This window comes from Pectobacterium wasabiae CFBP 3304 (genome assembly GCF_001742185.1).
Lineage (GTDB): Bacteria > Pseudomonadota > Gammaproteobacteria > Enterobacterales > Enterobacteriaceae > Pectobacterium > Pectobacterium wasabiae.
Map to the genome: position 1 here is coordinate 2,827,800 of NZ_CP015750.1, position 26,740 is coordinate 2,854,539.

30 protein-coding genes are annotated in these 26,740 nt (G+C 44.4%); 26 read left to right on the forward strand and 4 right to left on the reverse strand.

The genetic code is table 11. The features are described 5' to 3' along the window. Nucleotides 1–22 precede the first annotated feature (22 nt). From tssM to A7983_RS12905, 23 genes are all read left to right on the forward strand, one after another. The gene (gene tssM / locus A7983_RS12795) at nucleotides 23–3,520 is read left to right on the forward strand and encodes a type VI secretion system membrane subunit TssM (protein ID WP_005972082.1); all 3,498 of its coding nucleotides are present in this window, start codon (nucleotides 23–25) and stop codon (nucleotides 3,518–3,520) included. Between the two features lie 174 nt (nucleotides 3,521–3,694). Next, a complete protein-coding gene (locus tag A7983_RS12800; protein ID WP_005972084.1) occupies nucleotides 3,695–5,131 on the forward strand; it encodes a VasL domain-containing protein in 1,437 nt (478 codons plus the stop codon). 28 nt (nucleotides 5,132–5,159) lie between these two features. Then, complete coding sequence (locus tag A7983_RS12805) at nucleotides 5,160–6,515, forward strand: tetratricopeptide repeat protein (protein ID WP_039477970.1); 1,356 nt, start codon at nucleotides 5,160–5,162, stop codon at nucleotides 6,513–6,515. 272 nt (nucleotides 6,516–6,787) lie between these two features. Then, entirely contained in the window at nucleotides 6,788–7,126 is a 339-nt protein-coding gene (locus A7983_RS12810; protein WP_235778039.1) for a DUF7716 domain-containing protein, read from the forward strand. A 69-nt stretch (nucleotides 7,127–7,195) separates the two neighbouring features. Then, nucleotides 7,196–7,522: a hypothetical protein gene (locus A7983_RS12815; protein ID WP_005972092.1), complete on the forward strand. Its 327-nt coding sequence runs from the start codon at nucleotides 7,196–7,198 to the stop codon at nucleotides 7,520–7,522. Nucleotides 7,523–7,624: 102 nt separating this feature from the next. Next, on the forward strand, nucleotides 7,625–8,080 hold the full coding sequence (locus A7983_RS12820) for a hypothetical protein (protein WP_005972094.1): 456 nt from the start codon (nucleotides 7,625–7,627) through the stop codon (nucleotides 8,078–8,080). Nucleotides 8,081–8,134: 54 nt separating this feature from the next. Further along, nucleotides 8,135–8,581, forward strand: a complete 447-nt coding sequence (locus tag A7983_RS12825; RefSeq protein ID WP_005972097.1) for a hypothetical protein — start codon at nucleotides 8,135–8,137, stop codon at nucleotides 8,579–8,581. Between the two features lie 50 nt (nucleotides 8,582–8,631). After that, nucleotides 8,632–9,003: a hypothetical protein gene (locus tag A7983_RS23460; RefSeq protein ID WP_005972099.1), complete on the forward strand. Its 372-nt coding sequence runs from the start codon at nucleotides 8,632–8,634 to the stop codon at nucleotides 9,001–9,003. A 74-nt stretch (nucleotides 9,004–9,077) separates the two neighbouring features. Next, nucleotides 9,078–9,419 carry a hypothetical protein gene (locus A7983_RS23465; RefSeq protein ID WP_051983885.1) on the forward strand — a complete coding sequence of 114 codons (342 nt, stop codon included), beginning with the start codon at nucleotides 9,078–9,080 and terminating at the stop codon, nucleotides 9,417–9,419. 117 nt (nucleotides 9,420–9,536) lie between these two features. Further along, a complete protein-coding gene (locus A7983_RS12840; RefSeq protein WP_005972104.1) occupies nucleotides 9,537–10,040 on the forward strand; it encodes an SMI1/KNR4 family protein in 504 nt (167 codons plus the stop codon). 100 nt (nucleotides 10,041–10,140) lie between these two features. Next, on the forward strand, nucleotides 10,141–10,608 hold the full coding sequence (locus tag A7983_RS12845; protein ID WP_005972106.1) for a hypothetical protein: 468 nt from the start codon (nucleotides 10,141–10,143) through the stop codon (nucleotides 10,606–10,608). 48 nt (nucleotides 10,609–10,656) lie between these two features. Beyond that, the gene (locus tag A7983_RS12850; RefSeq protein WP_235778040.1) at nucleotides 10,657–11,025 is read left to right on the forward strand and encodes a hypothetical protein; all 369 of its coding nucleotides are present in this window, start codon (nucleotides 10,657–10,659) and stop codon (nucleotides 11,023–11,025) included. Nucleotides 11,026–11,062: 37 nt separating this feature from the next. Next, on the forward strand, nucleotides 11,063–11,455 hold the full coding sequence (locus A7983_RS12855) for a hypothetical protein (RefSeq protein WP_005972110.1): 393 nt from the start codon (nucleotides 11,063–11,065) through the stop codon (nucleotides 11,453–11,455). Nucleotides 11,456–11,583: 128 nt separating this feature from the next. Further along, complete coding sequence (locus A7983_RS12860) at nucleotides 11,584–11,850, forward strand: hypothetical protein (protein WP_005972112.1); 267 nt, start codon at nucleotides 11,584–11,586, stop codon at nucleotides 11,848–11,850. Nucleotides 11,851–12,079: 229 nt separating this feature from the next. After that, entirely contained in the window at nucleotides 12,080–12,553 is a 474-nt protein-coding gene (locus A7983_RS12865; protein WP_005972114.1) for an ankyrin repeat domain-containing protein, read from the forward strand. Nucleotides 12,554–12,747: 194 nt separating this feature from the next. Continuing rightward, a complete protein-coding gene (locus A7983_RS12870) occupies nucleotides 12,748–13,347 on the forward strand; it encodes a DUF4304 domain-containing protein (RefSeq protein WP_005972116.1) in 600 nt (199 codons plus the stop codon). Between the two features lie 74 nt (nucleotides 13,348–13,421). Continuing rightward, nucleotides 13,422–13,895 (forward strand): hypothetical protein, encoded by a 474-nt coding sequence (locus A7983_RS12875; RefSeq protein ID WP_005972118.1) that lies wholly within the window; start codon nucleotides 13,422–13,424, stop codon nucleotides 13,893–13,895. 98 nt (nucleotides 13,896–13,993) lie between these two features. Further along, entirely contained in the window at nucleotides 13,994–14,362 is a 369-nt protein-coding gene (locus tag A7983_RS12880) for a barstar family protein (RefSeq protein ID WP_005972120.1), read from the forward strand. A 128-nt stretch (nucleotides 14,363–14,490) separates the two neighbouring features. Continuing rightward, on the forward strand, nucleotides 14,491–14,862 hold the full coding sequence (locus tag A7983_RS12885) for a hypothetical protein (protein WP_005972122.1): 372 nt from the start codon (nucleotides 14,491–14,493) through the stop codon (nucleotides 14,860–14,862). A 298-nt stretch (nucleotides 14,863–15,160) separates the two neighbouring features. Continuing rightward, nucleotides 15,161–15,622 (forward strand): hypothetical protein, encoded by a 462-nt coding sequence (locus A7983_RS12890; protein ID WP_005972124.1) that lies wholly within the window; start codon nucleotides 15,161–15,163, stop codon nucleotides 15,620–15,622. Nucleotides 15,623–16,194: 572 nt separating this feature from the next. Beyond that, nucleotides 16,195–17,160 carry an L-tyrosine isonitrile synthase gene (gene pvcA, locus A7983_RS12895; RefSeq protein ID WP_005972126.1) on the forward strand — a complete coding sequence of 322 codons (966 nt, stop codon included), beginning with the start codon at nucleotides 16,195–16,197 and terminating at the stop codon, nucleotides 17,158–17,160. Between the two features lie 65 nt (nucleotides 17,161–17,225). Next, nucleotides 17,226–18,080, forward strand: a complete 855-nt coding sequence (locus A7983_RS12900) for a TauD/TfdA dioxygenase family protein (protein WP_407670419.1) — start codon at nucleotides 17,226–17,228, stop codon at nucleotides 18,078–18,080. Nucleotides 18,081–18,091: 11 nt separating this feature from the next. After that, on the forward strand, nucleotides 18,092–19,381 hold the full coding sequence (locus A7983_RS12905) for a glycosyltransferase (protein ID WP_005972130.1): 1,290 nt from the start codon (nucleotides 18,092–18,094) through the stop codon (nucleotides 19,379–19,381). 137 nt (nucleotides 19,382–19,518) lie between these two features. Here A7983_RS12905 and grxB read toward each other — a convergent pair whose 3' ends face one another. Then, on the reverse strand, nucleotides 19,519–20,154 hold the full coding sequence (gene grxB, locus A7983_RS12910) for a glutaredoxin 2 (protein ID WP_005972132.1): 636 nt from the start codon (nucleotides 20,152–20,154) through the stop codon (nucleotides 19,519–19,521). A 205-nt stretch (nucleotides 20,155–20,359) separates the two neighbouring features. Between grxB and A7983_RS12915 the strand changes: the two genes are divergently transcribed. After that, a complete protein-coding gene (locus A7983_RS12915; protein ID WP_005972134.1) occupies nucleotides 20,360–21,241 on the forward strand; it encodes a LysR family transcriptional regulator in 882 nt (293 codons plus the stop codon). Nucleotides 21,242–21,362: 121 nt separating this feature from the next. After that, nucleotides 21,363–22,553, forward strand: a complete 1,191-nt coding sequence (locus A7983_RS12920) for an MFS transporter (RefSeq protein ID WP_005972137.1) — start codon at nucleotides 21,363–21,365, stop codon at nucleotides 22,551–22,553. Between the two features lie 257 nt (nucleotides 22,554–22,810). Here the strand turns inward: A7983_RS12920 and A7983_RS12925 are convergent, their stop codons facing one another. From A7983_RS12925 to A7983_RS12935, 3 genes are all read right to left on the reverse strand, one after another. Beyond that, nucleotides 22,811–24,409: a sensor domain-containing diguanylate cyclase gene (locus A7983_RS12925; protein WP_005972139.1), complete on the reverse strand. Its 1,599-nt coding sequence runs from the start codon at nucleotides 24,407–24,409 to the stop codon at nucleotides 22,811–22,813. Between the two features lie 161 nt (nucleotides 24,410–24,570). Further along, entirely contained in the window at nucleotides 24,571–25,245 is a 675-nt protein-coding gene (locus tag A7983_RS12930) for a MarC family NAAT transporter (RefSeq protein WP_005972142.1), read from the reverse strand. A gap of 83 nt (nucleotides 25,246–25,328) precedes the next feature. Continuing rightward, nucleotides 25,329–25,817 carry an SRPBCC family protein gene (locus A7983_RS12935; RefSeq protein ID WP_005972145.1) on the reverse strand — a complete coding sequence of 163 codons (489 nt, stop codon included), beginning with the start codon at nucleotides 25,815–25,817 and terminating at the stop codon, nucleotides 25,329–25,331. Between the two features lie 482 nt (nucleotides 25,818–26,299). Here A7983_RS12935 and A7983_RS12940 point away from each other — a divergent pair, with 482 nt between their 5' ends. Beyond that, the gene (locus A7983_RS12940) at nucleotides 26,300–26,635 is read left to right on the forward strand and encodes a hypothetical protein (protein WP_005972147.1); all 336 of its coding nucleotides are present in this window, start codon (nucleotides 26,300–26,302) and stop codon (nucleotides 26,633–26,635) included. Nucleotides 26,636–26,740: the final 105 nt, after the last annotated feature.

The following is a 26,740-nucleotide window of genomic DNA, read 5'->3' on the forward strand; positions in this document are numbered from 1 at the left end:
CATTCGGAGTGAATGGTCACTTATGTTTAAAATAATTATAACCTTTCTACGCAAGCAGTTGCCTAAACTGAAACCCTCTTGGCTGCTTTTAGGGGCGCTACTGTGGGTCGTGGTGTTGGTTCTGGCCTGGTGGCTGGGGCCGCGTTTGACGGTAGGCGAGTCGCGCCCGTTACAGGGAATCTGGGGCCGTGTGGTGTTCACGCTGGTCTGGCTGTGGCTGGCGTTCTCCTATAGTGCCTGGCTGGTCTGGCGGCGTGTGCAACTGATGCGGTCAGAGCGTCATGAACAGCAGGTGATCGAGCAGGATCCCCTACAGGTGTATGTCGACGGCCAGCAGACGTTTCTCGATCGCTGGCTGGACGCGTTTCTGACCCAGTTGGGTAAAAAAGCGCTGTATGCGATGCCGTGGTATCTGACGATTGGTTTGGCTGGCAGTGGTAAAAGTAGCCTGATCCACCGTGCCAACCCGGCAAACAAAATGAATCCGAAGTTGGATGCAGAGCTGCGGGATGTGGCAGCGGGCCAGCAGGTGAGCAGTTGGGTCGGGGAGTCTGCCGTTATCTGGGATCCTAGCGGGCAGCTACTCGCACAGCCTGAATTGGAAGGCGACGCGCTCGGGCAGCGTCATGCTCGGCTGTGGCAGCACCTACTACAGTGGCTCAGTGAAAATCGCCGCCGCCAGCCGCTCAACGGTCTGGTTCTTACGTTGGATATCTCCTGGCTGGCACAGGCTGGCGTCGCGGATCGCAAAGCCTACGCGCAAGTCATGCGCGCCCGTTTGCAGGAAATTTCGGTCAATATCAATACGCGTTTACCGGTGTATATCGCACTGACTCGGCTGGATATGCTGAGCGGTTTCGACAAAGTCTATCGCCAGTTGAACCGCGATGCGCGTCAGGCGGTATTAGGGGTGACGTTTACCCCGCAGGCGAGCAACAGCAAAGGCTGGTTAGAAGAGCTGGAGCGCTTTTGGGATGAATGGGTCACGCATCTGAATGACAATCTACCGGATATGCTGTTGACCCAATCGGACAGAAGCGTGCGCAATTCGCTGTTCTCGTTTGTCCGCCAGTTGGCCGGGGTGAAAGACTATGTAATGGAAGTGCTGACGGAAACGTTAGCGATAGGTGAAGATCGTGCGTTCCTGATCCGTGGCGTCTACGTCAGCTCTGTTTATCAACAAGGGGTGCCGTTCGATGCTTTTGCACAGTCGGCCTCCCGACGTTATCAACTGCCAGAGCCGATTAACCCTGCGCTGCGCGGTGAATCGAATACGTTCTTTGTCCAGCGTCTCTTCCCTGACGTCATTTTCCCTGAAGCCAGCTTGGCCGGAGAAAACCGACTGCATAGCCTCTATCGTCGGCGTCGGTTGAGTATTGGCGTGGGCTGCATGCTGCTCGCTGGTTTGGCGCTGGTGGGCAGTTGGCACCATTTCTATCGGGTCAATGAAGAAGCCGGGCGTAACGTACTGACGAAAGCGCAGGCGTTTATCGGCACCAATGAACTGGAAGGTCAGCCGGGCTATGGCTATCAGCAGTTGCCGCGTCTGAATTTGATTCGCGATGCGACATTATCCTTTGGTAACTATCACGAACGCACGCCGCTGCTGGCCGATCTGGGTCTGTATCAGGGCGATAAGATTGGGCCTTATGTCGAAGGCACCTATCTACAAATGCTGAATCAGCGCTTTTTACCGGCGGTGATGCAGGGGTTGCTGGAAGATTTGAGTCAGGCGCCTGCTAATAGCGAGCAAAAACTGACTATTCTGCGCGTAATGCGGATGCTGGACGATGCTTCTGGGCGCAATAAAGCGCTGGTTGAACAGTTTATGGCGCAGCGCTGGCAAAAGGCATTTCCTGCTCAAGGTCAGGTGCAGGAAGAACTGATGCAACATTTGGATTATGCCCTTGATCATACCAACTGGCATCAGTCCCGTGAGCAAAAAGATGCGGTAGCGATTAGCACTTTTGCACCGTTTAATGGGCCGATTACGCTGGCTCAGCAGGAACTCAGCAAACTGCCGATGTATCAGCGCGTTTATCAGAGTCTGGTCATGAAGGCGACCCAAGTGCTGCCGCCAGATTTAGCGATCCGTGATGAAGTCGGGCCGACGTTTGATCCAGTATTTTCCCTGCGTAACGACAAGGCGGGGAGTGTGCCACGACTGCTAACCTATCCCGGTTTCAGTGATTATTACCTCAAGCAGGACAAAGCGCTGCTAGAGCTGACGGCATTGGATGCCTGGGTTCTGGGGCAGCGTGAACGTGCACAGTTCAGCGAGGCCGATCGGCGGGAAATTCTGCGTCAGGTGAATGACCGCTACATTACGGATTACATCAACCAGTGGCAGAAAGTGTTAGCGAACATTGATGTGCAGGCGCTCGATACGCCAGAACAGGCGCTCGATATTCTCACGGACATTACCGGTAACGATCAGCCCTTCCAGCGCGTGCTGACGACGGTCAGTGATAACACCCGCATCCGTAAGCTGGCCGATGATGATAACGACACGGCGCAGAACATCAATACGCGCATCGGTCGTCCGTTTATGACCATCAATGCGGCACTGAGTGGACGCGGTGAGCAGGGGCCGTTGGTGCAAGAGGTTAATCAGAAACTGACCGATCTCTATCACTATCTCGACCAGATCGTTAACGCGACCGATCCGGGGCAGGCGGCATTGAAGGCGATGCAGGCGCGGCAGGGAAATAAATTTGCCGATCCGGTATTTGCCTTACAGCAATATGCTCGCAGCCTTCCCGCGCCGCTGGACCGCTGGGTAGGACAATTAGCCGGAGAGAGCGCCAGTCTGGTGACAGGGCTCGCGATGTCATCGCTGAACCAGGAGTGGCTGGATAAAGTCGTGACGCCATTCAACGAGAAGCTGGCGAATCGTTACCCCTTCGATCCGTCATCCGATAAAGATGTGCCGCTATCGGAAATGGAAATGTTCTTCATGACGGGCGGGACGCTGGACAGCTTCTATCAAACCAACCTCAAAGCGATGATGGAAAGCGGCATGCTGGAAGAAGGTATGGCGTCGCCCATGCAGGCCGAGCTGATGAAACAGCTTGAACGCGCTAATCGTATCCGCCAGACCCTGTTTAATGCGCAGGGTAGCCTGGAAGTGCATTTCGTTCTGGAACCGCTGGAACTGACGGCGAACAAGCGCCGCAGCGTGCTGAATCTGGATGGACAGCTACTGGAATACAGCCACGGCCGTCGCCAGAAAACGCCGCTGGTGTGGCCAAACAGTATGCGCGACGGGGCTGAAAGCAAGTTAACACTGGTGCCGGACGATCGTGAGCGCTCGCCGCGTAGCCTGAGCTTTAACGGGCCGTGGGCCATGTTCCGGTTAATCAATAGCGATCAACTGACGAAGGTTAATGAAAACACCTTTGACGTGCGTTTCTCGCTGGAGAATGGGGCGATGACGTATCGCGTGTATACCGACGCCAGCCATAACCCGTTTGCTGGTGGTCTGTTCAGCCAATTCACGTTGTCTGACTCGCTTTATTAACTTAACTCTCGGGAGCTGGCTTAGGCTAATGCTGGTCACGTAAGCATGGATTTTGGGAGGAAACACGGTGATGAGGTTCCCGTAGGGATGCCTCACACCGTGGTCGCCCCGGTATCTCACCCTTAAAACGATCAACATTACTCGCTCAGGCTCCCTATTGCTGGATGATGTGATATGCAAGATGCACAACAGGCCCTGAAAGTTGGCCGAGATCCACGGATGCTGCCGGAGTTTGACGCACTTCGGGCGGAAATTAACAAACTGAGTCATGCGTCTCGCCCTGATGTGGATTGGATGCTGGTGCACGATATGGCCACAACTATCTTTGAAAAGCAGGGCGTGGATCTTCAGACCGCGATCTACTTTACCCTAGCGCGTTCACGACTGGCTGGCTTGACGGGCTTCACGGAAAGCTGTGAATTTTTGGCGAACCTGATCGTGACGCAGTGGGATAACTTCTGGCCACCAGTGCATCAGGAACGGGCGCGTATCGAGATGCTGGACTGGTTTATTGCCCGCATCAGCGAAGTCGTGCGGCAGTACGCCATCAGCCATGAGCACAAGCGACTGGTTTATCGTTGCGAACGTGCGCTGCAACTGATGAGTGAAAAGCTGCACAACACGGGGTTAAGCCGTATTCCTCGCGTCGAGAATCTGCTGCACTTCGTCGAAGGTTATACGCATCTGTTTGATGAAACGGAAATTGTCATTGTGTCGGACGATCAGGAATTGAAAAAGCAGGATATGCAGATTCCCCCTATGGTGTTCTTTCATTCAGACATGGAGCCGGGGGCGACGGTACAGAGCGGAGGTTCATCGGGTTCAGGCCAGGCTGCACTGCCTGCGGGCAGCATTCTCATCGGACGGGAGAAAGGGCAAATGAAGCCGACGGTATTGAAAATTGAGGCGCATAAAAAACAGAAGCCAGCCTGGTTCTGGTTTGTTTCTGGGCTGTTGACCTGTGCCTTACCGGTTGCGGCCATTACGGGATGGCAGTATTGGCAGGAGCAAAAAGCCGATGCGTTGGCGCTACTGCAACAACCCGCGTATGCATTGCCCACTGCCCCCGACCATAATGACATTCGTCGGGTGCGTATTGTTCTGGGCGAGCAGAAATTGCAGGGCATGGAAGGTGAGCTGATCAACCGCTATCAGGCACAGTTGGAGCAGGTAAAAAATGCGTCACCGTTCTACCTCTATCAATATGGTAATGGGTTGAAAAATGTGATGCAGCAACTCTATCCCGATTCGCTGGCGGTGAAGGAAATGGAGCGCCAATGGCAGATTGCGCTTGAACGTCAACAGGGCGATGAGCCGAAAACGCTGGGTTATGAACAGGCGCGCGCCAGAGTCAACGAGACCTTGCAGCAACTGCTGGAACTGGAGCGTCAGCGCCGGACGGTGACGATTTCCTACCTGAAATCAAAACTCTATGATATGCAAAAAGACCTGATGTCAGATGTTCCTTTCGGGATCCGGCTGCGCGAACTTGAAGTGCGTAAAACCAAGAGCCAATCGCTGACGCCCGCGGAGTTGCGTGCGATGGAGGACGAACTGCGCTCCTTCAATATTCGTTTGTACCGTTTGCAGCAGGGTAATTCTGCCAGCTAATTATCGTGAAGGGAAAAACGCTGAGCACATGATGAAATACAAAAAATTATTGCTAGTCCTGTCGGCCTGTTGGCTGGCGTCTTGCCAGGCACCCGTCACGTCGCTGCCTGAGTCGGAACTCGTGGCGTCAGCGAACCGAGGGAATGGTGAGGCGCAGTATCATCTGGCGAAGACGCTAGCGGCGCGCGCGCAGTACACCGAGGCGATGCAGTGGATGCAGAAGGCATCTGGCCTGTCTGAACTCCCCGGTAATGCAGAAATGCGGGCTGCCGCCGCACTTCAGGTTGGCGATTGGTATCAGGCCGGGTTAGGTGCGCCAAAGAACAGCCCTTTTGCCCGCCAGTGGTGGACAACCTCTTCGCGTCTGGGAAATGGCGAAGCGGGGCATCGGCTTGGCATGGACTGTCAGGTTCAGCATCAGGGAAAATTGGTGGCGGCCTGCCTGAGTGCGTTTGAGTCCTCTGCGGCGAATGGCTATCCTCCTGCGCAACTGATTGTTGCCCAGTGGCATGCGACGCATGTAGGGGGAGAAAAAGATGCGGTATCGTGGTTGCTGAAAGCTTCCGAACTCGGTAATCGGGATGCACAGTACCAACTGGCGCAGCGCTATGAACAGGGCAACGGTGTCGTTATCCGTCGCGATCTGGCTGAGCGTTGGTACTTCCGCGCAGCAACGCTGGGACAGGCACAGGCGCAATTGTGGATGGCCCGACATGAAGACGGCGAGAATGCGTTGAACTGGTATCAAAAATCTGCGTCATCAGGCGATGCTGAAGCACAGCTCTGGCTGGGTAAGGCATACCGTGAAGGTAAGCGCTTACCTTGGGATGAACAGAAGGCGCGTTATTGGCTGGAACGTGCCGCAACCGGAGGGTCGGGCGAGGCCGATTATTTGCTCAGCCAGAAACAGACAAGCCATGAAAAACGCGATCAATATTTAGTACAGGCTTCCTCTGCGGGCTATACCCGGGCGCAACGCGACCTGGGTGAACAGTTATTTAAAGCGAATGAATTCGCGCGTGCGCGTGAAGAATATGCTAAAGCGGCATCGGCAGGAGACACCGAATCCCGACTGGCCTACGGTGAGATGTTGCGGCTGGGACAAGGTGGGAAAGAGGACTATGTTGAGGCGATGAAGCAGTACCGCCTGGCCGCGAATGACGGCAACCGCATGGCTCAGTACCGTATGGGCATGATGCGTCAGGATGGGCTGGGGGCATCCCGCAATCGTATTCATGCCTACGCCTGGTATGCTATGGCCGCGACGGAGGGGATGAGTGAAGCTATTCATGCGCGTAACGATCTGGAAGCGGCAATGCAGCCGGATGAAATTAAAGCTGGGCAGAGACTGGCGATGCATTGGTCGTCGGGTAAAACGGAGTAATCCCTGATAGTAGATTATTCATATCGGAGCAGGACATTCACCAAGACGATGCCAATTCCAGGTTGTCGAAGCCTAACCGTTCTGCCTCTAACCCGGGTTCGTCCCGGGTTTTTTGCGATATGATAGACAATAACTCAGGTATTTTATTTAATCAGGATAGCGACGTGCCGTTCCGAGGTAACCTAGGGCGTGCGGTAGCCATGTCTAATTTTTGGGCCACCGAGGGTGGTGGTATTGCCGAGCATTCAGAAAGGCGGTGAAGGAATGTATCATTGGGAGAGGACGATGAAATGGTGCAGAAAAATTTAAGGGCGGTATTAAAGGATGCCGAAAATATTGATTGGCATTTGGCTTTATATCTTCCCAAGGATGTTCCTGCGTGGAGCTTGGACTCATTGGTGATGATAGAAGATCCTGACGATGTAGATTCCGATGATCCAGATGAAGATCCTGACGTGGTTAAAAATGCGGGATATAGATATGTCATGGGAATTCAATCAATACAAGGTATCGTTAATAACGCTAAATGCCAGTTGAATGATATTTCAGATACGTCTTTATTTACATGCTTCATCTTCTATTTTGAGCATGATGCTTTTATTGAACTATAAATCCCCATGATGTCATAATTTGGTTGGGAATGGTCTCGGTAATATTTTTTGATTATATAAATTGGCAGAATGAAAAATAATTTAAATTTACGTTTTATCAATTTATCAGAGAGGTTAAATGCATCGTATGCTAATAACTACCTTTCTGATGAAGACGAATATCTTGAGAATAAGAAAATAAAGTCAGAGATTGTTTGTTTTATTTGTGATGCACACACTTGTGGTGAGCAGTTATTGGTTGAGGAAGCATTTAAACTGCTTTTAGATAACACGGGGTGCCAAGAGGATTTTGAGATTTTGGAAGAAATCTTATCCCCTGTGTTTAAGAAGAAAGTCATCGATAATGAATTGTTGAAAGAATATCTAAAAGATAGCCCGTTATTTCGGTGGTTATGAATGAATTAAAAGGAATGGCATTAAAATAAAATAGCCAAAAACGATCTTAAATCATCCTTTATAGCGGATGCATTGGGTGGTTTTATCCGGAATAAAGTGACTATGATGAATGTAGAGAGTTTTATTAACGTTGGCGATGGCTTCGTTAGTGTCAGTGAGTTTAAAGGGAAGGTAAAACGCTCTGAATATATTGATGGGGCAATATCGCTCACTATCAACTATGTTGAAATTATAAATATATCAATGTGGGATTATATAGATCAGTTATGGATTTATATATTAAACGCTTTACTTGATTTGAATAATGGAAATGATGTTGAGTTCTATTTTCCCGATCAACCGATCAAAGTGACGATGAAGAACGTAAAAGATAATATTTTTTTGAAAGTTGGTGATTCTGGGCTTATGGTAGATAAATATGAGTTTATGATCTTCATGGCAAACTCATGCCTGAAATTTTTAAGGGATATGATGAGTATAAATGGTACTCCTGATTATGGTACGGAAATTAAATTGTCGTTAAATTTAATTGAGAAATTAAATTCACAATGGAAATAGAAAGAGTAGGTCCGGAACATATGACGCTAATCTGAATGAGGTAGAAGATGCGTTATGAAATATTCTTACAGAGTGACTAAGTATAAAAATATTGATGGGAGTGATGATGTTTGTTCATCTCCTGGTGAATGGACCAGTTTTTTTGACGTCGGTGATAAGGTTGACATTAATGATTATGATGAAGTGGAAAACCAATATGTTGATTTTGTAATAAAAGCGTGTTCGTTTTTTTCGGTTAACGAATGTAAACTAAAGAATGTTGAAATAAATGGTGATGTTGATTATTCAAACGACCAAATGGTTAACGTTGGCTTAATTAGTGAGGTTGTTAGGAACATATTGAGGGAAAAGGTGTGGTGTAAATTAGTAAGTGATTCTCTAGAGTTTCATTTTGGGTATGATTTTTATATGTATTTTTTATCACGTGAAGATCCTATGTGTTTCCTTAATGAATTAAAATCCCCATTAACTGTTAAAAAGTCTGTGTCACCCTATTTGTAAATAACCACCGAAAAAGAACTCATCATTTTGCTCAATAAAACAGAGGTTGCATGAAATATATTTCTTGCCAGAATTGTTATTCTAATTATGAGCCAGAAGAAATGCGGTGCCCAGATTGTAACGCTTCACAGGGAAAAAAAGACGATGGATTGATTGTTTTCACAGATCCGGTTCGATGTGAGATATCCCGGCTTGGTGGCATTTTTTACGATATCATTACACTTCCTTTTTATCGGTATATCATTCCATGCGAATGGGGAGTGATATTCTTTGATAATAAAAAACAGACTTCCTGGAACTATCTTTGTGGAATAATCAATTCTGTAACGGTACATGACTATGTGGAAGTTCATCATGGTGTACATAAAGACTATCTTGCTATCGATAAAGGTACGTTAATTAAACGAGAATTATTGAAGTAAGATAGCTCTCCCCTACAATGAATGAATATTGACTCACATATAAATGCTTTCATGAAAAAAAACGCGAAATAGACATGAGGTTTGCTATTGCAGCCAATACAGGATTAAATTTTCTGGAAACGGCTGATATGATGGAAAATATATTTCCTGCTTTTATAAGAAATACCGCTTTTTCCTTTTTTGAAAATAAGAATATGTTAGTTTTAGATAATAATTTTGAGCATGATGATGACAAGATCCATGATGCGGATGGATGGATGTTTTATCAATATGAAATATCAGTATTTCCTATTAATGAAACAGATTTAGAATATCAAAGGAAGTTGTCGAAGAGTGTGTTAGAGGTCTTTGTAAATAACGGTTTTTTGGCTGAAATTATTTGCGATGACGATTTTTACAATGAGTTAATTAGTTGATTTATATTTTTATGTTATGATGATGATTGGATATATGATCACATAGTATGTTGTCATTAGGAGTATAAACCATTGTAAGAATGGTTCCTTTTGGTTGCGAAAGAGAGAATGGAACGTATGAATATTAAAGATACCTATTTAATATTAAATGAGTGGGTTTCTCTGAGTAATGGCGTGATGATAGATATCGGTGCCGATGAGAAATATTCTTTTACCAGAAATTCTTATTTAAGTGAGAGTGAGTTATCGATTTTTGAGAGCGAAAGTAAAATTAAATTACCCTGTGACTATAGGGATTTTTTAATTTCAGTTGGTTCTGTTGATATTTTCGTTGGTGAAGTCAGTTCAGGTATAGAAATACTATCACCTTTTGATGTGAAAAAATTCTCAAAATCTGTTTTTGAGAATTATGGTGATGATTTATTCCCCGATTTATTTTTAACCACATCTATACCAAAACTTGGCTATTTTGGTGGTTTTTTATTAGATGGCGAATTAGGAAATAATTACGGAGTCTTTTATCCAGAAACTCCACCAGAGTTGTGGATAGAAGAGTGTGATTTTATACCATTTAATGACTGGATTATTAGATTGGTTGAGTTTAAGTCAAAGAAAATATAAGTGTAGTTGGCGGGCAACGTATGATTATTCCGATATTAATGTATTCACCGCGTTGCAGGATGGCGAAGTTCGGTGAAGACTATCTCGAATAGGGTGTGTTATGTCAAATGATGTATTTGGATTTATATATCCATCTCCCAAAGGGGATGATTATAAAAAAATTATTGATTATATATCTAGCATTGATATCGGAATATTTAGAATTGGTAAGGAAGAACTGTTTAATATCCCTCATGAAATGATTCCTGAAGATGATATCTTTTCATTTTTAATCGGTGACAGGCCAGATTACCCGAATGCCACCTACTTAATTGACTATTGTGAATATGATCCTGATTCATCAACTATAGGTTTTCCTGGTAATCCAAAAGATAGGTTGAATATACTTTTAGATGTTATTTCTTATGTTTTTTTAATCACTAACCCTGAAAGAATGCTTATCGCATTGACTGACAGTAGTCAGATTGAAAGAATAGAGAGAATAAATCATTCAGATATTTACAAGGTCATTCATGGTGATTTTGAAATACATCAAGGCCCACCTGATACGCTGTATGAAATAGTGTGATGATGAATGTATTAAAAATTTTAATGTATTAAAGGCGCTAATAGTAAGATGAGTGATTTTATGATCATAGATATGTTGGATGAAATAACCAATGGATATGATGGACTTATCAAAAGGATTGATTTTACCTCTTTTGATAGTGTGGCTATTGATGTATCCGTTATCCGAAAAAAAGATAAGAAATGGTTGAACGTTACATTTAAATTAAAAGGGCTGGTCGAATTCGCTGTTAAGAAAAATATAAAAAATAATAATGTGGTGATGAGTAATGGTATCGCCTATCAGTGTATAGATAATATCCATTACATTGATTTTTCTCCCTATTCTTGTGATATGAGCGATGTTGGTGATTACCGTATGTCAGATGTATATTTTGCTGCAAGAGAAATTGAATACCATAGTAATGATTGTTTATAAAATATGCGGGTGGTTTAAATATTTGTTATGAGACTCTATGAAGAAAAATAAATTAGTTAATGTATTGAGAGCGCGATTTCCTCTCTTTGCTAACACAAATGACGATGATGATATTTATTTGCTATATGGATCTTTTGGATCGTTTTTTATTGATTTAATAAATTTGCGTTTTTTTAATCGCTGCGATATTAGATATTATTTTTATAGCGATGTTGAATTAATCTATAAAGACACATCTCTTCTTGATGAAGAAATAAAGAAGATATATTACTTTATCGATGAACTCTATTTGAGTTCTGATTCAGAGATTGTTGATGTGTTAAATACATGCATATTTGAAGCAATTATGGAGAGTGATTTTAGCTATGATTTAGCTAGGGAATATCTCAGCAAAGAAGCATATAATCACTATGTAGAGATAACGAAATAATTTCCGTATATCAGTGTGGAATTATTTAGTTATCTAACAGGACTGTTTCATGAATGGGCTTGTGATATACCAGAACTTTTTATAAAATATTTTTCTGAGAGCAAATCTACATCGATGGAGTGAATAGTATGAGTCTCAGTGATATAGGGAAGAGCATATGTGACCACCTTGCCTCAGCGTCGATTGATAAAGAGGTCGAAGAAATAGAAATGTTTCTAAAAATAATTGATGAAGGTAATGATAGAGAAGAGGTAAATTTGGCTATAGATAATTTACTATCACGTTGTCATATCCGGTGGCTAGGGGATTATTATATTGAAGGTATCACTTATCAGGAGTGGAATAAATTAATATCAAAATTCAGGCGTTCTCTTAATAAGTTAAAAAATAAATAACAATAACAATAACAATAACAATAACAATAACAATAACAATAACAATAACAATAACGATGCAGTCTGAGTGTTTTTGGCCATTACAGCGTGTGAATAATTAGTTAATCTGATTTTTTATTCGTGTTGACTAAGAGGGATAAACGCACTAACTCATTTTCATGTGGTTGTTTTACAAACTTTATATCAATGTATAAGAAAATATTTTAAAATGATTAATAAGAGGTTTAAAATGGTTAATGATATTTTTCAAGCTATCCGAAGTGGTTTAAATGAAGAATTATTTACTGTAGTTAATATTGACAACATAAATGTAGTTAATGAATACAATCAAAATTTACTGCATGAGGCTATTACTTCTGGGAATGTCGAAGTAATCGATAGATTGGTTGAATTAGGGATTGATGTTAACCATCAGGATAATAATGGTCAAACACCTTTACACTACGCGGTGCAACGCAAAATGGGGGATGTTAGTGAGACGATTCTAATGAATAAAGGTGATGTTTTAATTGCTGATAAATCGGGTAATCAGGCTCTTTGGACCGCAGTATTTAATGCCAGGGGAGACTACGGTATGGTCCATTTATTATTGAAGTATCATGCAATTCCGGATCATAAAAATCATTATGGAAAATCTCCATTGGATTTTTCCAGACAAATTAAAGATGCTGAAATCATATCAATATTTGAAGGGGCGATATGAATTTAATTTTTTTGATGTGGGTTTTTATTTTAATATGACTTGATTGGATTATATCTATTTGACATGATTTTACGCTACGATTCTATCGTAAAATAACCCAATCACTTGGGGGGGGAGTGAGTTGTTTAATATCGATAATCAGATTGAATGGGTCTTGTAAAATAGGGTTAATCAACATGGGGTAGGGACTTTCCATGGTCGGTGAAATAATGAATATTAAATTAATAAATGATTTCCTTACTTTAAATGGGTTCTCTAAAGATAATGATATTAATTTTTTCAGAGTGAATAATGGTTTTTTAAATTGCATTAATTTTCAAAAAATAACTACAGGAGATGTTTTTTTTATAAACTTGGGTGTTCATCCTATTTTTGACCAGAAAGACAACCCACTGCCTTTTAAAAGAGAGATTGATTGTTATATTCGTACTCGTTTGTCTACGGATAAGAGATTAAGTGTTGAGTTATTCAATTCATCAGAAGGGATCTCATTCGTTATTAATGAAATAGAAGAAAAAGCTTGGCGTTTTTTTGATCTTTTTAGTTCTACTAATGATGTATTCTCTTGCTTAAGCATCAATGATATTAAAAATAAAAATATTCCTGATAAATTTAATGGTGTTACCGTTACTCGATTAGTATCGATGTGTGTTAATTACCATCTTTTCAACAATAATGTAAGTATGGCTCATGATTTTGCAAACTATGGTGTATGTATCTCAGGGATGGCTATAGGAGAAAGGAAAAAGTTCAAACAGATTTTAAAAGATATTGAAAAATATTTATTACCTTAGGTTTTTTATTTTAATTAATAGAACATCTACTGAGCGTCAGGAAATATTATCAGGGGAAATAGGACAGCTAAATAATGAAGATATCTGATTGTGCAAAAAAAAGACTCAAGGATATTGATTGGTTCGCTAATGTTGGTGCAGCGTATGATAGCGCTTTTTATCGAGTGGTAAATGTCAGTGACTTCATTTCTTCTATAATGAGTGATGAATGGGAAGATACGACTTTAGAAGCTAGGAATGAGATTACTGGTTTTTTGGCAAGAAAACATACTGTAATTTATCAAGAGTGGAATAAATTAACCAGGGAGGCTAGTGGTTTTGTTGATGAGAGTATTATTCCATTGATTCCAAAAATAGATGGAATTGACATGGAGATGATTTTTATTAACCTTAAGTGGGATTTAGTTAGTTATTTAGTTGAGGATGCTTATAAAGATAAATTACGCAGTGCGCTTTTTTTTAATGAACTTATTTTCATTTATGAGAGAGGGCATATCCCCTGCGGTTGGGATGGCGTTTGGCCGAACGGTAATTTAGTTATTTATTGATATATAAATTTTTATAAGCGTTTGCAACGCATCTTTCATCTTTTATTGATGATTGAGGATTGTTGGGATTACACGAGGTCTATTGTGAGGATTGGGGTATGTCTTTGCATTTTTTCCAAACAGATAGGTTTACTGGGCTAGTCAATAGGTATAAAAATCACGGGTATGTGACGATTAGCGCCAATTTTAATCAGGCGAAAAGCATCTATGATGTATTTGATGAAATAAAAGCATCTCTGCCTTTGGATCCTCCCCTGTATAGCCTATGTAATTTTGATGCTTTTTCTGATTCCCTTTTTGGGGGATTGGATTCTCTCGGGGAGCATAAAATATGTGTTTTCCTTGTGGATCTAAAAAGTGCTCTTAAAAATGACGATGTAAATTATAGCCTTATCCTAGAGGTTCTTTCTGATAACGTTTCTTACCTTAAGACTGAAGGAGTGCAAGTTTTTTTCTTTATTAGTTGATTCAACCAATTAGATGTGGTGCCGTGATTTTCTTTGGTGTTTACTGCCGTAATTTAACTGCTAGGATGAATGTTATTACGGTTCTTCGGAAAATATCCAGTCAATATAATTTTAAGGGATTCGTTGTGATGGATTATTTAACTATTGCTGATGATTTGGTTTTTCGTGATGAAAAAACGGATGAGAGAGTCGTTTTTAATTACTTTACCTGGGTCGAAGTCATCAAGGGCATTATTTTTAAATACACGGAAAAATCTAAAGAAGACATTGATTTTTTAGTTTTATCTCACTCATTAGTAAAAAATGCTAATAACAACTACATTTCTGTTGTGCTATGCAGTCATGAGGTCGAATATCATTGGGCGATGTTGATAGTATATGGTGAACTATATTGGAATCACGGAGTTACTCAAAACGAACCTGATGGGTACTGGGACTGGGAAACGGATTACAGAAAATCTAATGGCCTTGCTGAGGATAGTTTTGTTTTTATCGATTAATTCCAATTGAAGCTGCGCTATACTCTAAATAGTTAAAGTTGTGTGGCGAAATGTTAGTGTTTTGAACAACGCCAGGTATTGGCCTTTTAGAGCAAGGTTCGGCGATGAGTTCAGCAAATAAACTGTTTGCAGTATGATGAATATCAATAACCTTTCTATTTATCCTAACAGGAAGGGAGGTAGCAGGAAAACTCTATTGTTTTAATCAATAATCATCATGCAGGCATTATGATTATGCATTAGGTTTTAAAGTATATTAAGGTAAGATGGCGTTTTATTTAGAGGGGCTAGATTGGCTATGATAGATATTAAAGCAAATATTATTCCATCAGTGTCATTAGGTGGGGTGATTTTGGGAGAGCACATTGGGCGTTATGAGTACCTTCTTGATAAGCATGTTGTTAAATATGTTCAGGATGCGATTTTTTCAGTGAAATATAAATTCCCTGATTATCACTTGTCGATATCAGTGGATGTGAGGAATGGTAATATTTACAAAATTACTGCGCACAGTGGATATATCGGTGGGATGAATGGTGTATTTATTGGCGATCCGATTATAAAAATACCCAAGTCTTTTGTTTATGATGACTGTGATGAAGGATATATGGATAAGAATATGGATGGGGTTATTATTCAAACGGATATTGACGATCCTCTTCCTGAGGAATTGGCTAGTGCTAAAGTAGGTGTGATAGCTGTTTTTTTACCTAGCGCCTTTACGCTAAGCTCTGAGTGTTCGAATCGGGAGATCGTGTAACATTTCTTTCCATTAATTAGCCAGCAACAATCCATCTACTCCCCTTTATTTTATCATATTCCTTTCCCGACGGCAGAGCCTCAATATTCAGTGACTGACTGATGAGTTGATGACTCGCCGCTCATCAAAATACGTTATTTATCCAGCCTATGCAGTTACTGCCACTTTGCGGGTAAGATAATCCTCGGTTTTACACTTATTTTTTTTCGATTCATTCCTCTCTTTCATTTCTCATTTGGCAATATATCATTGTTGGGTTCGATGAATGTGCTCAGCGCGTAGTATATGTTGCAGCTTATTAATATAAGAATAGTGGTGATTATATAAGTATTAAACAATAATTAGATTATTCTCGATTTTACTTTTGTTTTTTTAGTTTCTTTGGATTATTTTTATGCTTTGAGTATTTTCTTATATCGCAGTTGGTAACTGTGATGAATTGTTAGTTATGTAAATAAAAATACTGAATATGTTATTCAGTATTTTTTTTGTACTTATGTGGTTTTTTTATTCTATTGTTTCTACGCCGCATCTATGTGGATAATTACTTTCCTTAAATTAATGAGGTTATTTTGGATATAATAAACAATGAATTAGTTTCATCGCTAATACTAAGTGAGTTAATTCAATACCGGCGTAGATTTACTCACTCGACGAAATCGATTAGCGAAGAAGAGGCTTTAGTAACTCAGGTTCAATTACCCAGAATTCGTGCTTTTGTTGATGAAAATAGCCGTATTGAACTTATTTTACCTGCGTTCCCTGTAAAATCTCCTAGCCCTTATAAGGTCCTAGGCAGAAAACCGGATATGGCAGAACGTTTGTCCCTGATATTCCTAAATTCATTATGCCAACGCATTCAGCTTTATTATCCACCTGGTGCTCATATTCGTATTTGCTCCGACGGGCATGTGTTTGGCGATCTAATTGGAACCAGTGACGAAACCATTAATGCCTATCAGCATGAGATTGAAAATTTACTGCATGAACTGGGTGCTGCTCATCTCAGTGTTTTTAATCTTAAGGATGTAGAGAATATGGCCGCGCTCACCGCTGATTACGATCATCTTCGCCAGCGGTTGGTTGAGGATTATGCTGAATCAGAAGAGGAGGTTAAATCGCAACTCATGCAGAACGAAGAAGGCTTGCAGCTTTATCGTTCAATCACCCGCTTTCTCTATGAAGATAGCCTGCGACCAGACTATACCGGCTCTAACGCTGCGTTACAGAAGGATGCCAAAAAACGTGCGTGTGGCGTTATTCAACGTAGCTGGGCGTGGGGCAACCTGCTCGCTGAAAATTTCCCAGACGCTATTCGTCTATCTATTCACCCCCAGCCTTCGGACAGCCTGAAACTGGGTATTCATATGATGCCCACTAAGGACGATTGGTTGACGCCCTGGCATGGTGTCGCCGCCAATGTTAATGGCCAGTTCGTGCTCATGAAGAATACCGATGCACAGCAGTTGGCTGGTGAAGTCGTGGAGATCCGCGGTACGCCGAGTTATTACGTCGTTAAGCAGCATGATATGGCGTAAGCGTACTTTTCTCGCCTTATCATTCGTCGAGACATCGATAATTGTCATCTTATAAAGGAATATACATGATGGAGAATAGTATGAACTGTCGCATTGAACTGCTTTCCCCTTTTGGTGCGTTGTTGACGCCTGTTGAAGCGGAGCAGAGCATCGTCACGCTGCCAATCGATACACTGCGTCAACTCGCTCGAGAGCATCATCTTCTGGTATTACGCGGGTTTTCTTCTGGTTTTTCCGATCCTGAAACGTTGACCGAGTATGCTGGCCACTGGGGGGAAATCATGATGTGGCCTTTCGGGGCGATACTGGATGTGAAGGAGCATGCGGGTACCAAAGATCATATCTTTGATAATAGCTATGTGCCGCTACACTGGGATGGAATGTACAAACCCACTATCCCCGAATTTCAACTGTTCCACTGCGTTTCTGCGCCGGGGCAGGATCAAGGTGGACGTACCACTTTCGTTGATACCACGCGCTTGTTGGCAGAGACCGACGCACAGTTAGTCGATGAGTGGCGTCGTGTTTCAATTACTTATCGTATTAAAGCCGTTGTACATTATGGCGGTGAAGTCACTTCTCCATTAATCATCCCTCATCCTAACGGCGTTGGGGAGATTATGCGCTATAACGAACTACCGACCGAAGGGGAGCGTTTCCTTAACCAGCATGCGCTGGAATATCATAATGTCACTCCGGAAGCGCAAAGCGCATTTAGCCAGACGCTACGGCAGCATTTGTACGATCCTCGTTATTATTATGCACATAAATGGCTACAGAGTGATGTTGTGATCGCCGACAACTTTTCGCTGCTGCATGGGCGTGAAGCCTTTACGGCTCATTCGGCTCGTCATCTGCAACGTGTGCATATTCAGGGCACTCCGGTTTGCGTGAATACTTGCATCGATAACGCGGCATAAGGGAAAGCATCATGGCACATATTCTCATGGCGGCGATGGCAACGCCGGGACATGTTTATCCTTTGCTGAGCATCGCTCGCTATTTGGTTGAGCAGGGAAACGATGTCACGTTGTTTAGCGGCGCGTTGTTCCGTGAGCAGGCAGAGGCGGCTGGGGTTGGTTTTATTCCTTTTAGCGATGAAATTGATTTTGACTACAGGCACCTTGAGCAGCACTTCCCTCTGCGAGCTACGCTGCCACCGGGTAACGCGCAGATGGCTCTGGCGCTGAAGAATTTCTTTGCTGCACCGATTCCATTGCTGGATCGCCAATTGCGTGATGCGCTGGAAAAGACCCATGCCGACCTGCTCATCATTGAAAATTGTTTTTATGGTGTTTTGCCGCTGTTGTTTTCTGATTCGCGGCCGCCGGTTATTGCGATAGGCGTGACGCCGTTGTCCTATTCGACGCGAGATTCAGTTTTCTATGGGCCGCGCATTCCACCTAAATTGCTGCCGCCCGACCTGAGCCATGAACAACTGGTGGATGAAGAAACGCGCGAACTTTTGAACGACGTTCAGCACGTGTTTAATGATGTGATGGTGCAAGTGGGAGGAGAGCCGCTTGAGCAGCCTTTTATGGATGCGCTAATTAGCCATTGCGATCGTTTCTTGCAATTATCGACCACTGAGCTTGAGTATCAGCGGGATGATTTGCCACCGAGCGTGCGATTTATTGGCCCATTATCCCATCACATCGCAGCAGGGCGCGTTCCGCAATGGTGGGCATCAGATGACAGCCGGCCGCTTATTATCGTTTCACAAGGAACACTGGCGAATGTCGATCTCCAGCAGCTTATCGGGCCAACGCTGCGCGCCCTGGCGGATTTACCTGTCAGAGTGCTGGCGACCACGGGGGGGCGTTCGGTTGATGCACTGCAAACATCATTACCTGAAAATGCCGGAGTGGTCAGTTTCCTTTCTTATGATGACTGGCTGCCAAAGGCGTCGATATTGATCACCAATGGGGGATACGGCTCGATTAATTCCGCGCTGAAAGATGGCGTCCCATTAATTGTGGCTGGCGTTGGGGAAGATAAACAGGAAAGTGCCGCGCGCGTAGTATTTGCTAAATGTGGGATTAACTTACAAACCAGTACGCCGAGTGAACAGCAAATTAAGCAGTCTGTCATCGAAATATTGGAGAGCCCAGGCTATTTACAGCACGCAAGATGGATTCAGGCAGATTATGCAAGCCATGACGCATTTGCTCTGATTAACGCTGAGATTAATGCGCTAGTCAGCCAAGGGAGGACGGCATAGCGTCAGGTAGAGGATATCTCTGCGCGATGTATGAGATTGCTCTACGGCGTTATTACTTCATATAACACATACTGAAATCGGCCACACGTTATGGGGTGAAATAGTGCCCCATAACGCTATTGTGAATCGTATTATTCCTACAGCGCTTTATCGGTCAACAAGGCGACCTTGCTGGCTGTTGATACGTGCTCAAGGTAGGCGTGGACGTTAGGGCCAAACTGTATCCCTTTCACGATCGTGAGTGACAGTAAAATAGGGAACAGAATAAAGTCGGTGGTGGAAATGGCGCTAATATTTGCCAAACGTGGTTCCAGTGCATCAAGTTTCTGCTTCACTTCCTCAATCAGTTCTGGCGTTTTCGCTATCAATGCATCCAGATCGCCAAAAGCTTTTTCTTCGCGAAGAAGGTAGGCATGACGTGCCTCTGGCGTAGAAAGCTCTTTAAAATCGGCTTTCGTGAAGCGGGGAACCGCAAGGTTAAATACTGCGCTGGAAACGGACTTACACCAGGCCTCAATATCGGCATCAACCGGCTTGTCGGCGATTAACGGCACCTGCTTGCTGTCGACATAGTGGACGATATCCATACTTTCCGGCATGAAGCTGCCATCTTCTTTCTGAAGGATCGGCACCACTTTGCGGCCCACCATGCGCGTTGGTGTGTCAATGTCGCCTTCCATAATGACGGATTGCTCAACAGGCAGATCTTTCAGACCAAAAATCATTCTGGCTCTGACACAGAATGGGCAGTGTTCGTAAATGAAAAGTTTCATGCATCGCCTCGTAAGATTTTGAAAAAGGCCGCGAAAATTTGCGCACCCGGTCATGACAAATCATGCCATCAGAGTAATACCTGATGCGGTCAGCGGTAAAGTGAATGTGGTTCGCCTTTGCTGAAAGGGTGATATGAAGTGTGCCTGCATTACCTAAGCTGGATTGCGGTATGATGCGGTGCCACCCCTTTGCGGAAGAGAGACAATGGATCGCCTGAGCGCGTTGGAAACATTTATCTGCGTTTTCGAAACGGGGTCGTTTTCCGCTGCGTCCCGTAGACTTGGTATTGGACAGCCTGCGGTTTCCAAGGCGATCATGCAGCTTGAACAACAATTGGCCACTCCGCTGTTGATTCGCTCTACCCGAGGGTTGACGCCAACGGAAGCCGGGCAGTATTTTTATGAGCAAATCGCTCCCGCGTTAAAGATGCTGGGAGAGGCTCAAGATCATGTGGTTAGCGGGAATGCTGCGATGTCCGGTCGGCTGCGCATTTGTGCGCCGGTTACCTTTGCCAGGCTGCACATTATGCCGCGACTCCATGAATTTATGGCCGAACATCCACAGCTAAACGTTGATGTCATTCTTGACGATCGTCCGATCGATCTGATTGCTGAAGGTATTGATGTGGCATTGCGTTTGGGCGAGATGAAGGATTCAAGCCTGCTCGCACATCGGCTGGCCTCGTGTACTATGCGCCTGTTGGCGACACCCGATTATTTTTCCGCTCATGGCATACCGGTTTCTCCTGATGCACTGTCTGCTTATCCTGCCGTTATCTATTTGCAGGGAGAGAGGACCGATCGCTGGATTTTTTCTCAAGATGGAACACAGACCACGGTATTCCCCAATGCGCGTATCCGTGTTTCTGCGGCGGAAGGTGTGCGTGCTACGGTGCTGTCCGGCGCAGGGCTGGCTGTGGCATCTGAATGGATGTTTGCACCAGAGCTTGAAAGCGGACAAGTTATCACTGCACTGGATTCATGGTCGCTGGGTAAGATGGATCTGTGGGCTGTCTACCCCGGAGGCCGCATGACATCATCTCGCGCCAGAGTTTTTACCCGCTTCGTTCAATGTCTCTTTTGCTGATTTATTCCCATTTGGAATAGCTGATATCCATTTTACCGCTCTATTGGGAATGATTTCTGCGCCTTATGCTGCACTCATCGCTTGCCGACCTCCGGCGGGAAAGACATAAACAGGTATGACGATGAGTACATTATCCAGCGAAGCCGATGTCAGAACACAGCATATTCCCGGCAAATTATTGATTTTCTCAATGGCGGCAGCCAGCGGTGTTTCTGTTGCCAATATTTATTACAACCAGCCGATGTTGGGCGTGATTAGCGAAAGTTTTACGCCGAATGGCGCGGTTTCGCTCATGCCGACGGTAACGCAATTAGGCTACGCACTCGGACTGCTGCTGCTGGTTCCCCTCGGTGATAAGTTTGATCGCCGTCGGCTAATTGTTTGGCAATTCTTGATGTTGGCACTGGCTTCTGTGTTTGCTGCGTTGTCGACATCGGTTTTTTCCTTGTTAAGTGCCTCATTGCTCATCGGTTTTGGTGCCACGGCGGCGCAGCAGATTGTTCCGGCTGCCGCAGCTCTCGCTGATGTGAAGCAGCGTGGCGCCATTGTCGGGACGGTGATGAGCGGGTTGCTAAGTGGGATTCTACTTAGCCGCACGATTGCGGGCGTGGTGGCGGAAAGTGCAGGCTGGCGTGCAATGTTCTGGCTGAGCGTGCCGCTGGCGCTGGCGGGCGCGTGGACGATGGCAAGAATGTTACCGGCTTTCCCATCGAATCAGACCATTCGTTACAGCGAACTCATGCATTCGCTGGTGGCGCTGTGGCGGAGTGAACGCACATTACGCAAAGCTACGCTGATTCAGGCGTTGTTGTTTGCATCGTTCAGCGCGTTCTGGAGTGTGCTTGCGCTGTATCTGGAAAGTGGGCGATTTCAAATGGGGGCTGCCGCAGCGGGGCTGTTTGGTGCGATCGGCGTGGCTGGTATTTTTGCGGCTCCGCTGGCCGGAAGATTGGTCGATAGAATCGGTAGCCGTCCAGTTGCGATCGCCGGAGCACTGCTGACGCTGCTGTCATGGGGGGTATTCATCGGCTTCGATTCTATTATTGGTCTGATTATTGGCGTTGTACTGCTCGATCTCGGCGTGCAAAGTGCGTTAATTGCCAATCAGCATGTGATTTACGGGCTTGGTGAGGCGGTCAGAGGCCGAATCAATACCGTATTTATGGGCGGTATGTTTCTGGGCGGTGCTGTTGGTTCCTCCGTTGCAATAGTGGCCTGGCAGCAGGGGGGATGGATGATGGTCGGGGGGCTTGCCATCGTGTTGGCAATGATGGCACTGCTGACCGCGCTGATGAAAGCGAAAAAGGCATAATAGGTATCAGGAAAGCGGCGAGATATTGCAGTAAGAAAAGCCTCGCCCATGTTGTTTTACAACCGGTAGATTAACCTTACTTGCTGATGACAATACTATACATTTGGCTTGCTATAGTCATTTCATCCCTTGTCAGTACCTCACATCCTTGTGAGTGTTGTGTAGTTAACCATCCCTGTCATTAGAATGACCTTACCCGCCTCGTGCGGGTTTTTTTTTGCCTGTACTTCAGCTAGTTGGATTAATGCCGGGCGGGCCTATTCCGTGTCGTTTTTGATTGAACGATCGGGGACTATTTTGGTAACGACCCGGTTTCTGCCTTCATGCTTGGCCTGATAGAGGGCGTCATCGGCAGTTTTTAAGACGCTATCGATCTGTTCCGTTCCTGGAGTAAAACAGGTGACGCCTAATGAAATCGTGATGTTTTCAGGAATTGGCAGCGGCATTTTTTCAACTTTTTTACGCAGCCGCTCGGCAATCTCGGCGGCTTGCTTCATGTCCGTATCGGGTAGGAGCGCCAGGAACTCCTCTCCACCCGTGCGACAAATCAGATCGGATTCCCGTGAGCCTTGCTTTATGTTGTCAGCCAACAGTCTGATGACGTCATCGCCGACATTGTGCCCATAGGTGTCATTGACGCGTTTGAAATGATCGATATCAATCACGATAGCGGCAACCTGATTGCTTTTTGACAGAATGAGTTCAACATTTTCATAGATACCACGTCGATTGAGTAACCCAGTGAGCGGGTCGGTGTGGGCTTGCAAACTCAGTTTGCCGATCCGCTTGTGCAACAGCACAGTACCGAAAAGAATGACGCGTTTTAGCTGATCAACCTCAAAATACCAAGAGGGAACTTTCTTGATTTTTTCAATGACGTCAGGCTCCTCCATTTTACTGGCAGAAACGGCCAGCAAGCGCAAAGGGTTGGCAATAGAGAAGGCAAGCAGGGTGAGTGCAATCAGCGTTAATGCCATCACCGGTGCGCCTTCGTATAAGACGGAGCGCATGACGCTGTTAAGTGAATCGAGCACATTTTGATAGGGATGTAAGGTAATGATAACCCAATCGGATGATTTCACCGTATCAAATCCCGCCAGTGACGGTGTGCCGCGCATATCGGGTATGGAGAGGGTTCCACTCTTCTTGTTCTGAAAGGCTTTCTTGATTTTCTCGTCGGTGACGGGCTTACCGACCCACTGTTTATCCTGATGGTAGAGAACAATTCCGTTTTTATCGATGACATAAACGCTGGAGTAATCGTTATAGAAATGGGTATTCATGAACTCGTTCAACACGCTTTTACTTTTTAAATAAATGGTTCCGCCGATGTAGCCAAGATAATTACCTTGTTTATCTTTGATGGGGGAAGAAACCAGCACGATGAGATTTCCTGTAACGGAAATATAAGGCTGGCTAATTAACGGCTTTTGTTCCGCTAGCGCGAGCTTGCTGGCATCTGAGGCCAGCGTACTGCCTTTCAGGTTGAGTGACGTTGGGTAAACCGTGTGTATGCGGTTCTGGCTGTCTGCAACGAAAACAGAATTAAAACTTTGACTCATGCGGAAGGTCTGCTCACTTTTCTCCAGCAGCGCATCATCGTCACTAAAACTATCCGCCATCGATGTTGCGCTGTAAGCCAACTCTTGCTGTGCGGAAGATAAAAACCCTTCTGTGGTTGCCGCCAATTTGGTGGAGTAATTAAGGTTTGAGTTAAGTATCTGATCGGTAATGAGCTTTTTTTGTACATTATAAACGGCGATATAAGCATTCGTCAGCGTAACGATCATACTGATAATCGCAAGGGATAAAATGAGTGAACGTAAATTGACTGGGAACCGCTTTTTTATTTTCATGATTGGCCGCCCCTATTTTCCGCTAGGTAAGCAAAAATTAATCTTTCTTGTTTTTATGAAAATTTGTTATGTAACGCGGGCTGAGCATCTCTTACGGCCGTTGAATAAACCCCGCTATTCAAAGTTATAGACGCTAACTGGACTATCTGGCAACGTTCAGCTTAATGGAGAGAATGCACGATCTCCAATGTGCCATTAATAATGAATTGCACACCCATGCAAACTAGCAGGAATCCCATCAGCCGCGAAATGGCTTCAATGCCGCTTTTCCCGATCAGACGCATAATCAGGCCTGAGCTTTTTAGGCTTAGCCAGACGATCAGGCTGATCAGCATAAACGTGAGGACAGGGGCAACGGTAATAACCCATGGCGTAATATCGACGCCGCTCTTGATTTGTGATGCAGAACTAATGATGAGGGCAATGGTGCCTGGCCCAGCAGTGCTGGGCATCGCCAATGGAACGAAGGCGATATTGACGTCATTGGCGGAAAAACTGTCGTTAATTTCTTCTTTTTTGCTTTTGACTTCGGGGGCATGTTCTGGTTTTTGCTGAGGAAAAAGCATGCGAAAACCGATAAATGCCACGATAAGCCCGCCGGCAATACGTAATCCAGGGATGGAAATGCCGAAGGTATTCATCACGATCTGACCTGCATAGTACGCGACGGTCATAATGATGAAGACATAGAGTGAGGCCTGAAAAATCTGACGATTTCGTTCCCCTTGACTCATGTCGCCGGACATCGCCAAAAATACTGCTACTGTTGTCAGCGGGTTCGCGAGTGGCAGGATTAACACCAGACCAAGACCAATGGTTTGAATCAATTCCAGCATTCTACGTTCCTCTTTATTGGGGCGCTTTCGTCAGTTAAGGAAAAGGGGCAATGATGACCTGTCGCGGTGGTGTCCGATGTGGGCTAGGCCAACTCACCTTCCGCTAATTTTTTAAAACGATAGAGCGTCTTAGTCAGCATATCGCGAGAAAACATATCAAACATTTGACCAATCTTTTTTCCGATCAGGCCTCCTGGTGGATTGTAGCGAATTGTCAGCGTTACGGTTGTCCCCGTTTCTGACGAGGCTGGCTGAAAAGAAAGCCGGCCTTCATTAGGAACACGAGCACCTTCCAGTGAACGCCAGTGGATATATTCTCCCGGTTTTTCATCAATTATACGGGCCTGCCACTCAATGAGTGCGCCAATCGGTGTGTTAATTCGCCAATTAGAGTCGGTGTGGTTCAGTATCTCGATACTGGCAAAATGGCCCATCAGGATCGGCAACGTTTCCGGTTTGCGCCAAAGATCAAACAAGCGTTCTTCTGGGCGATTGATCGTGATGCTGCCACTGATTTCATTGGCATAGTTGCTGCTTTTTTCTGTGATTTTTCTTAAGAAAGAGGGAAACACCCGTCATCCTCGCTAATGGATTATTACCCCTTTATGGGCATATATACGCCATTCTGACTGATATCGACCCGCTAAGCAAAATTGGAGGAGGCTAGCGGTAGTGTCGGTGTTGGCTATCACAGCAATAGCCTAAGTTTTTACGCGCCTAATGTTACATTAATGTTCATTCGATACCGTAAGTGTCAGACAAAAGTCGAATGGTATGCCGCAAAACACCAGGATTTTTCCATAACGATAATAGCAGCACCTCGCCCACTATTTTTAGTGGGCTTTTTACTTAATGTTCCTTTTTGGAATATTTTATTTTTATGTGATTTGATATTTATCAATTTATTGCTAATAGCTTTGTACCTATTAAGATGTAATAGGTCTTCATCTATGTAGTCTGGTCTTTAAATAATGTATTGATTGTGATGCGATTTACTTTATAAACATGTCGTGATACGTTTGCTATCAGCTTTTACGCTGGTGAGTATATCAATATGAATAATCCATTTATTGCCAGATGGAGCCGTAATGGCAACCTGCTTTGCCATGGCCATTGGTTAATATCTTATAAAGAAAAAGATTTCACGTTACCGGAAAAATATAAAGAAAATCATATGGGAACAATGGGGATCTACTCTGTCATTGATCCTGATGATGAAACCTATCGGGACGGATTAGATGAGGATGACTGGATCCTTGGAAATATCGACTGGCTTGCCGATAGCTTTGAAGAGAATAATATTCCTATCGAGGAATGTTATTTTAGATATTTTTTTCAGGCCATAAATAAGCAGGACTGGCGATGCACCAGTTGTGCGGGTTGTATGTAAATCGCACTGTTGTTATTAATTATTCCTACTTCCCCTTTGTACCCTACTAACCGGTGAACTATTAAGGTCGTGCTGTTTTTTTGCCTAATTATCCGGCTGCTTTCT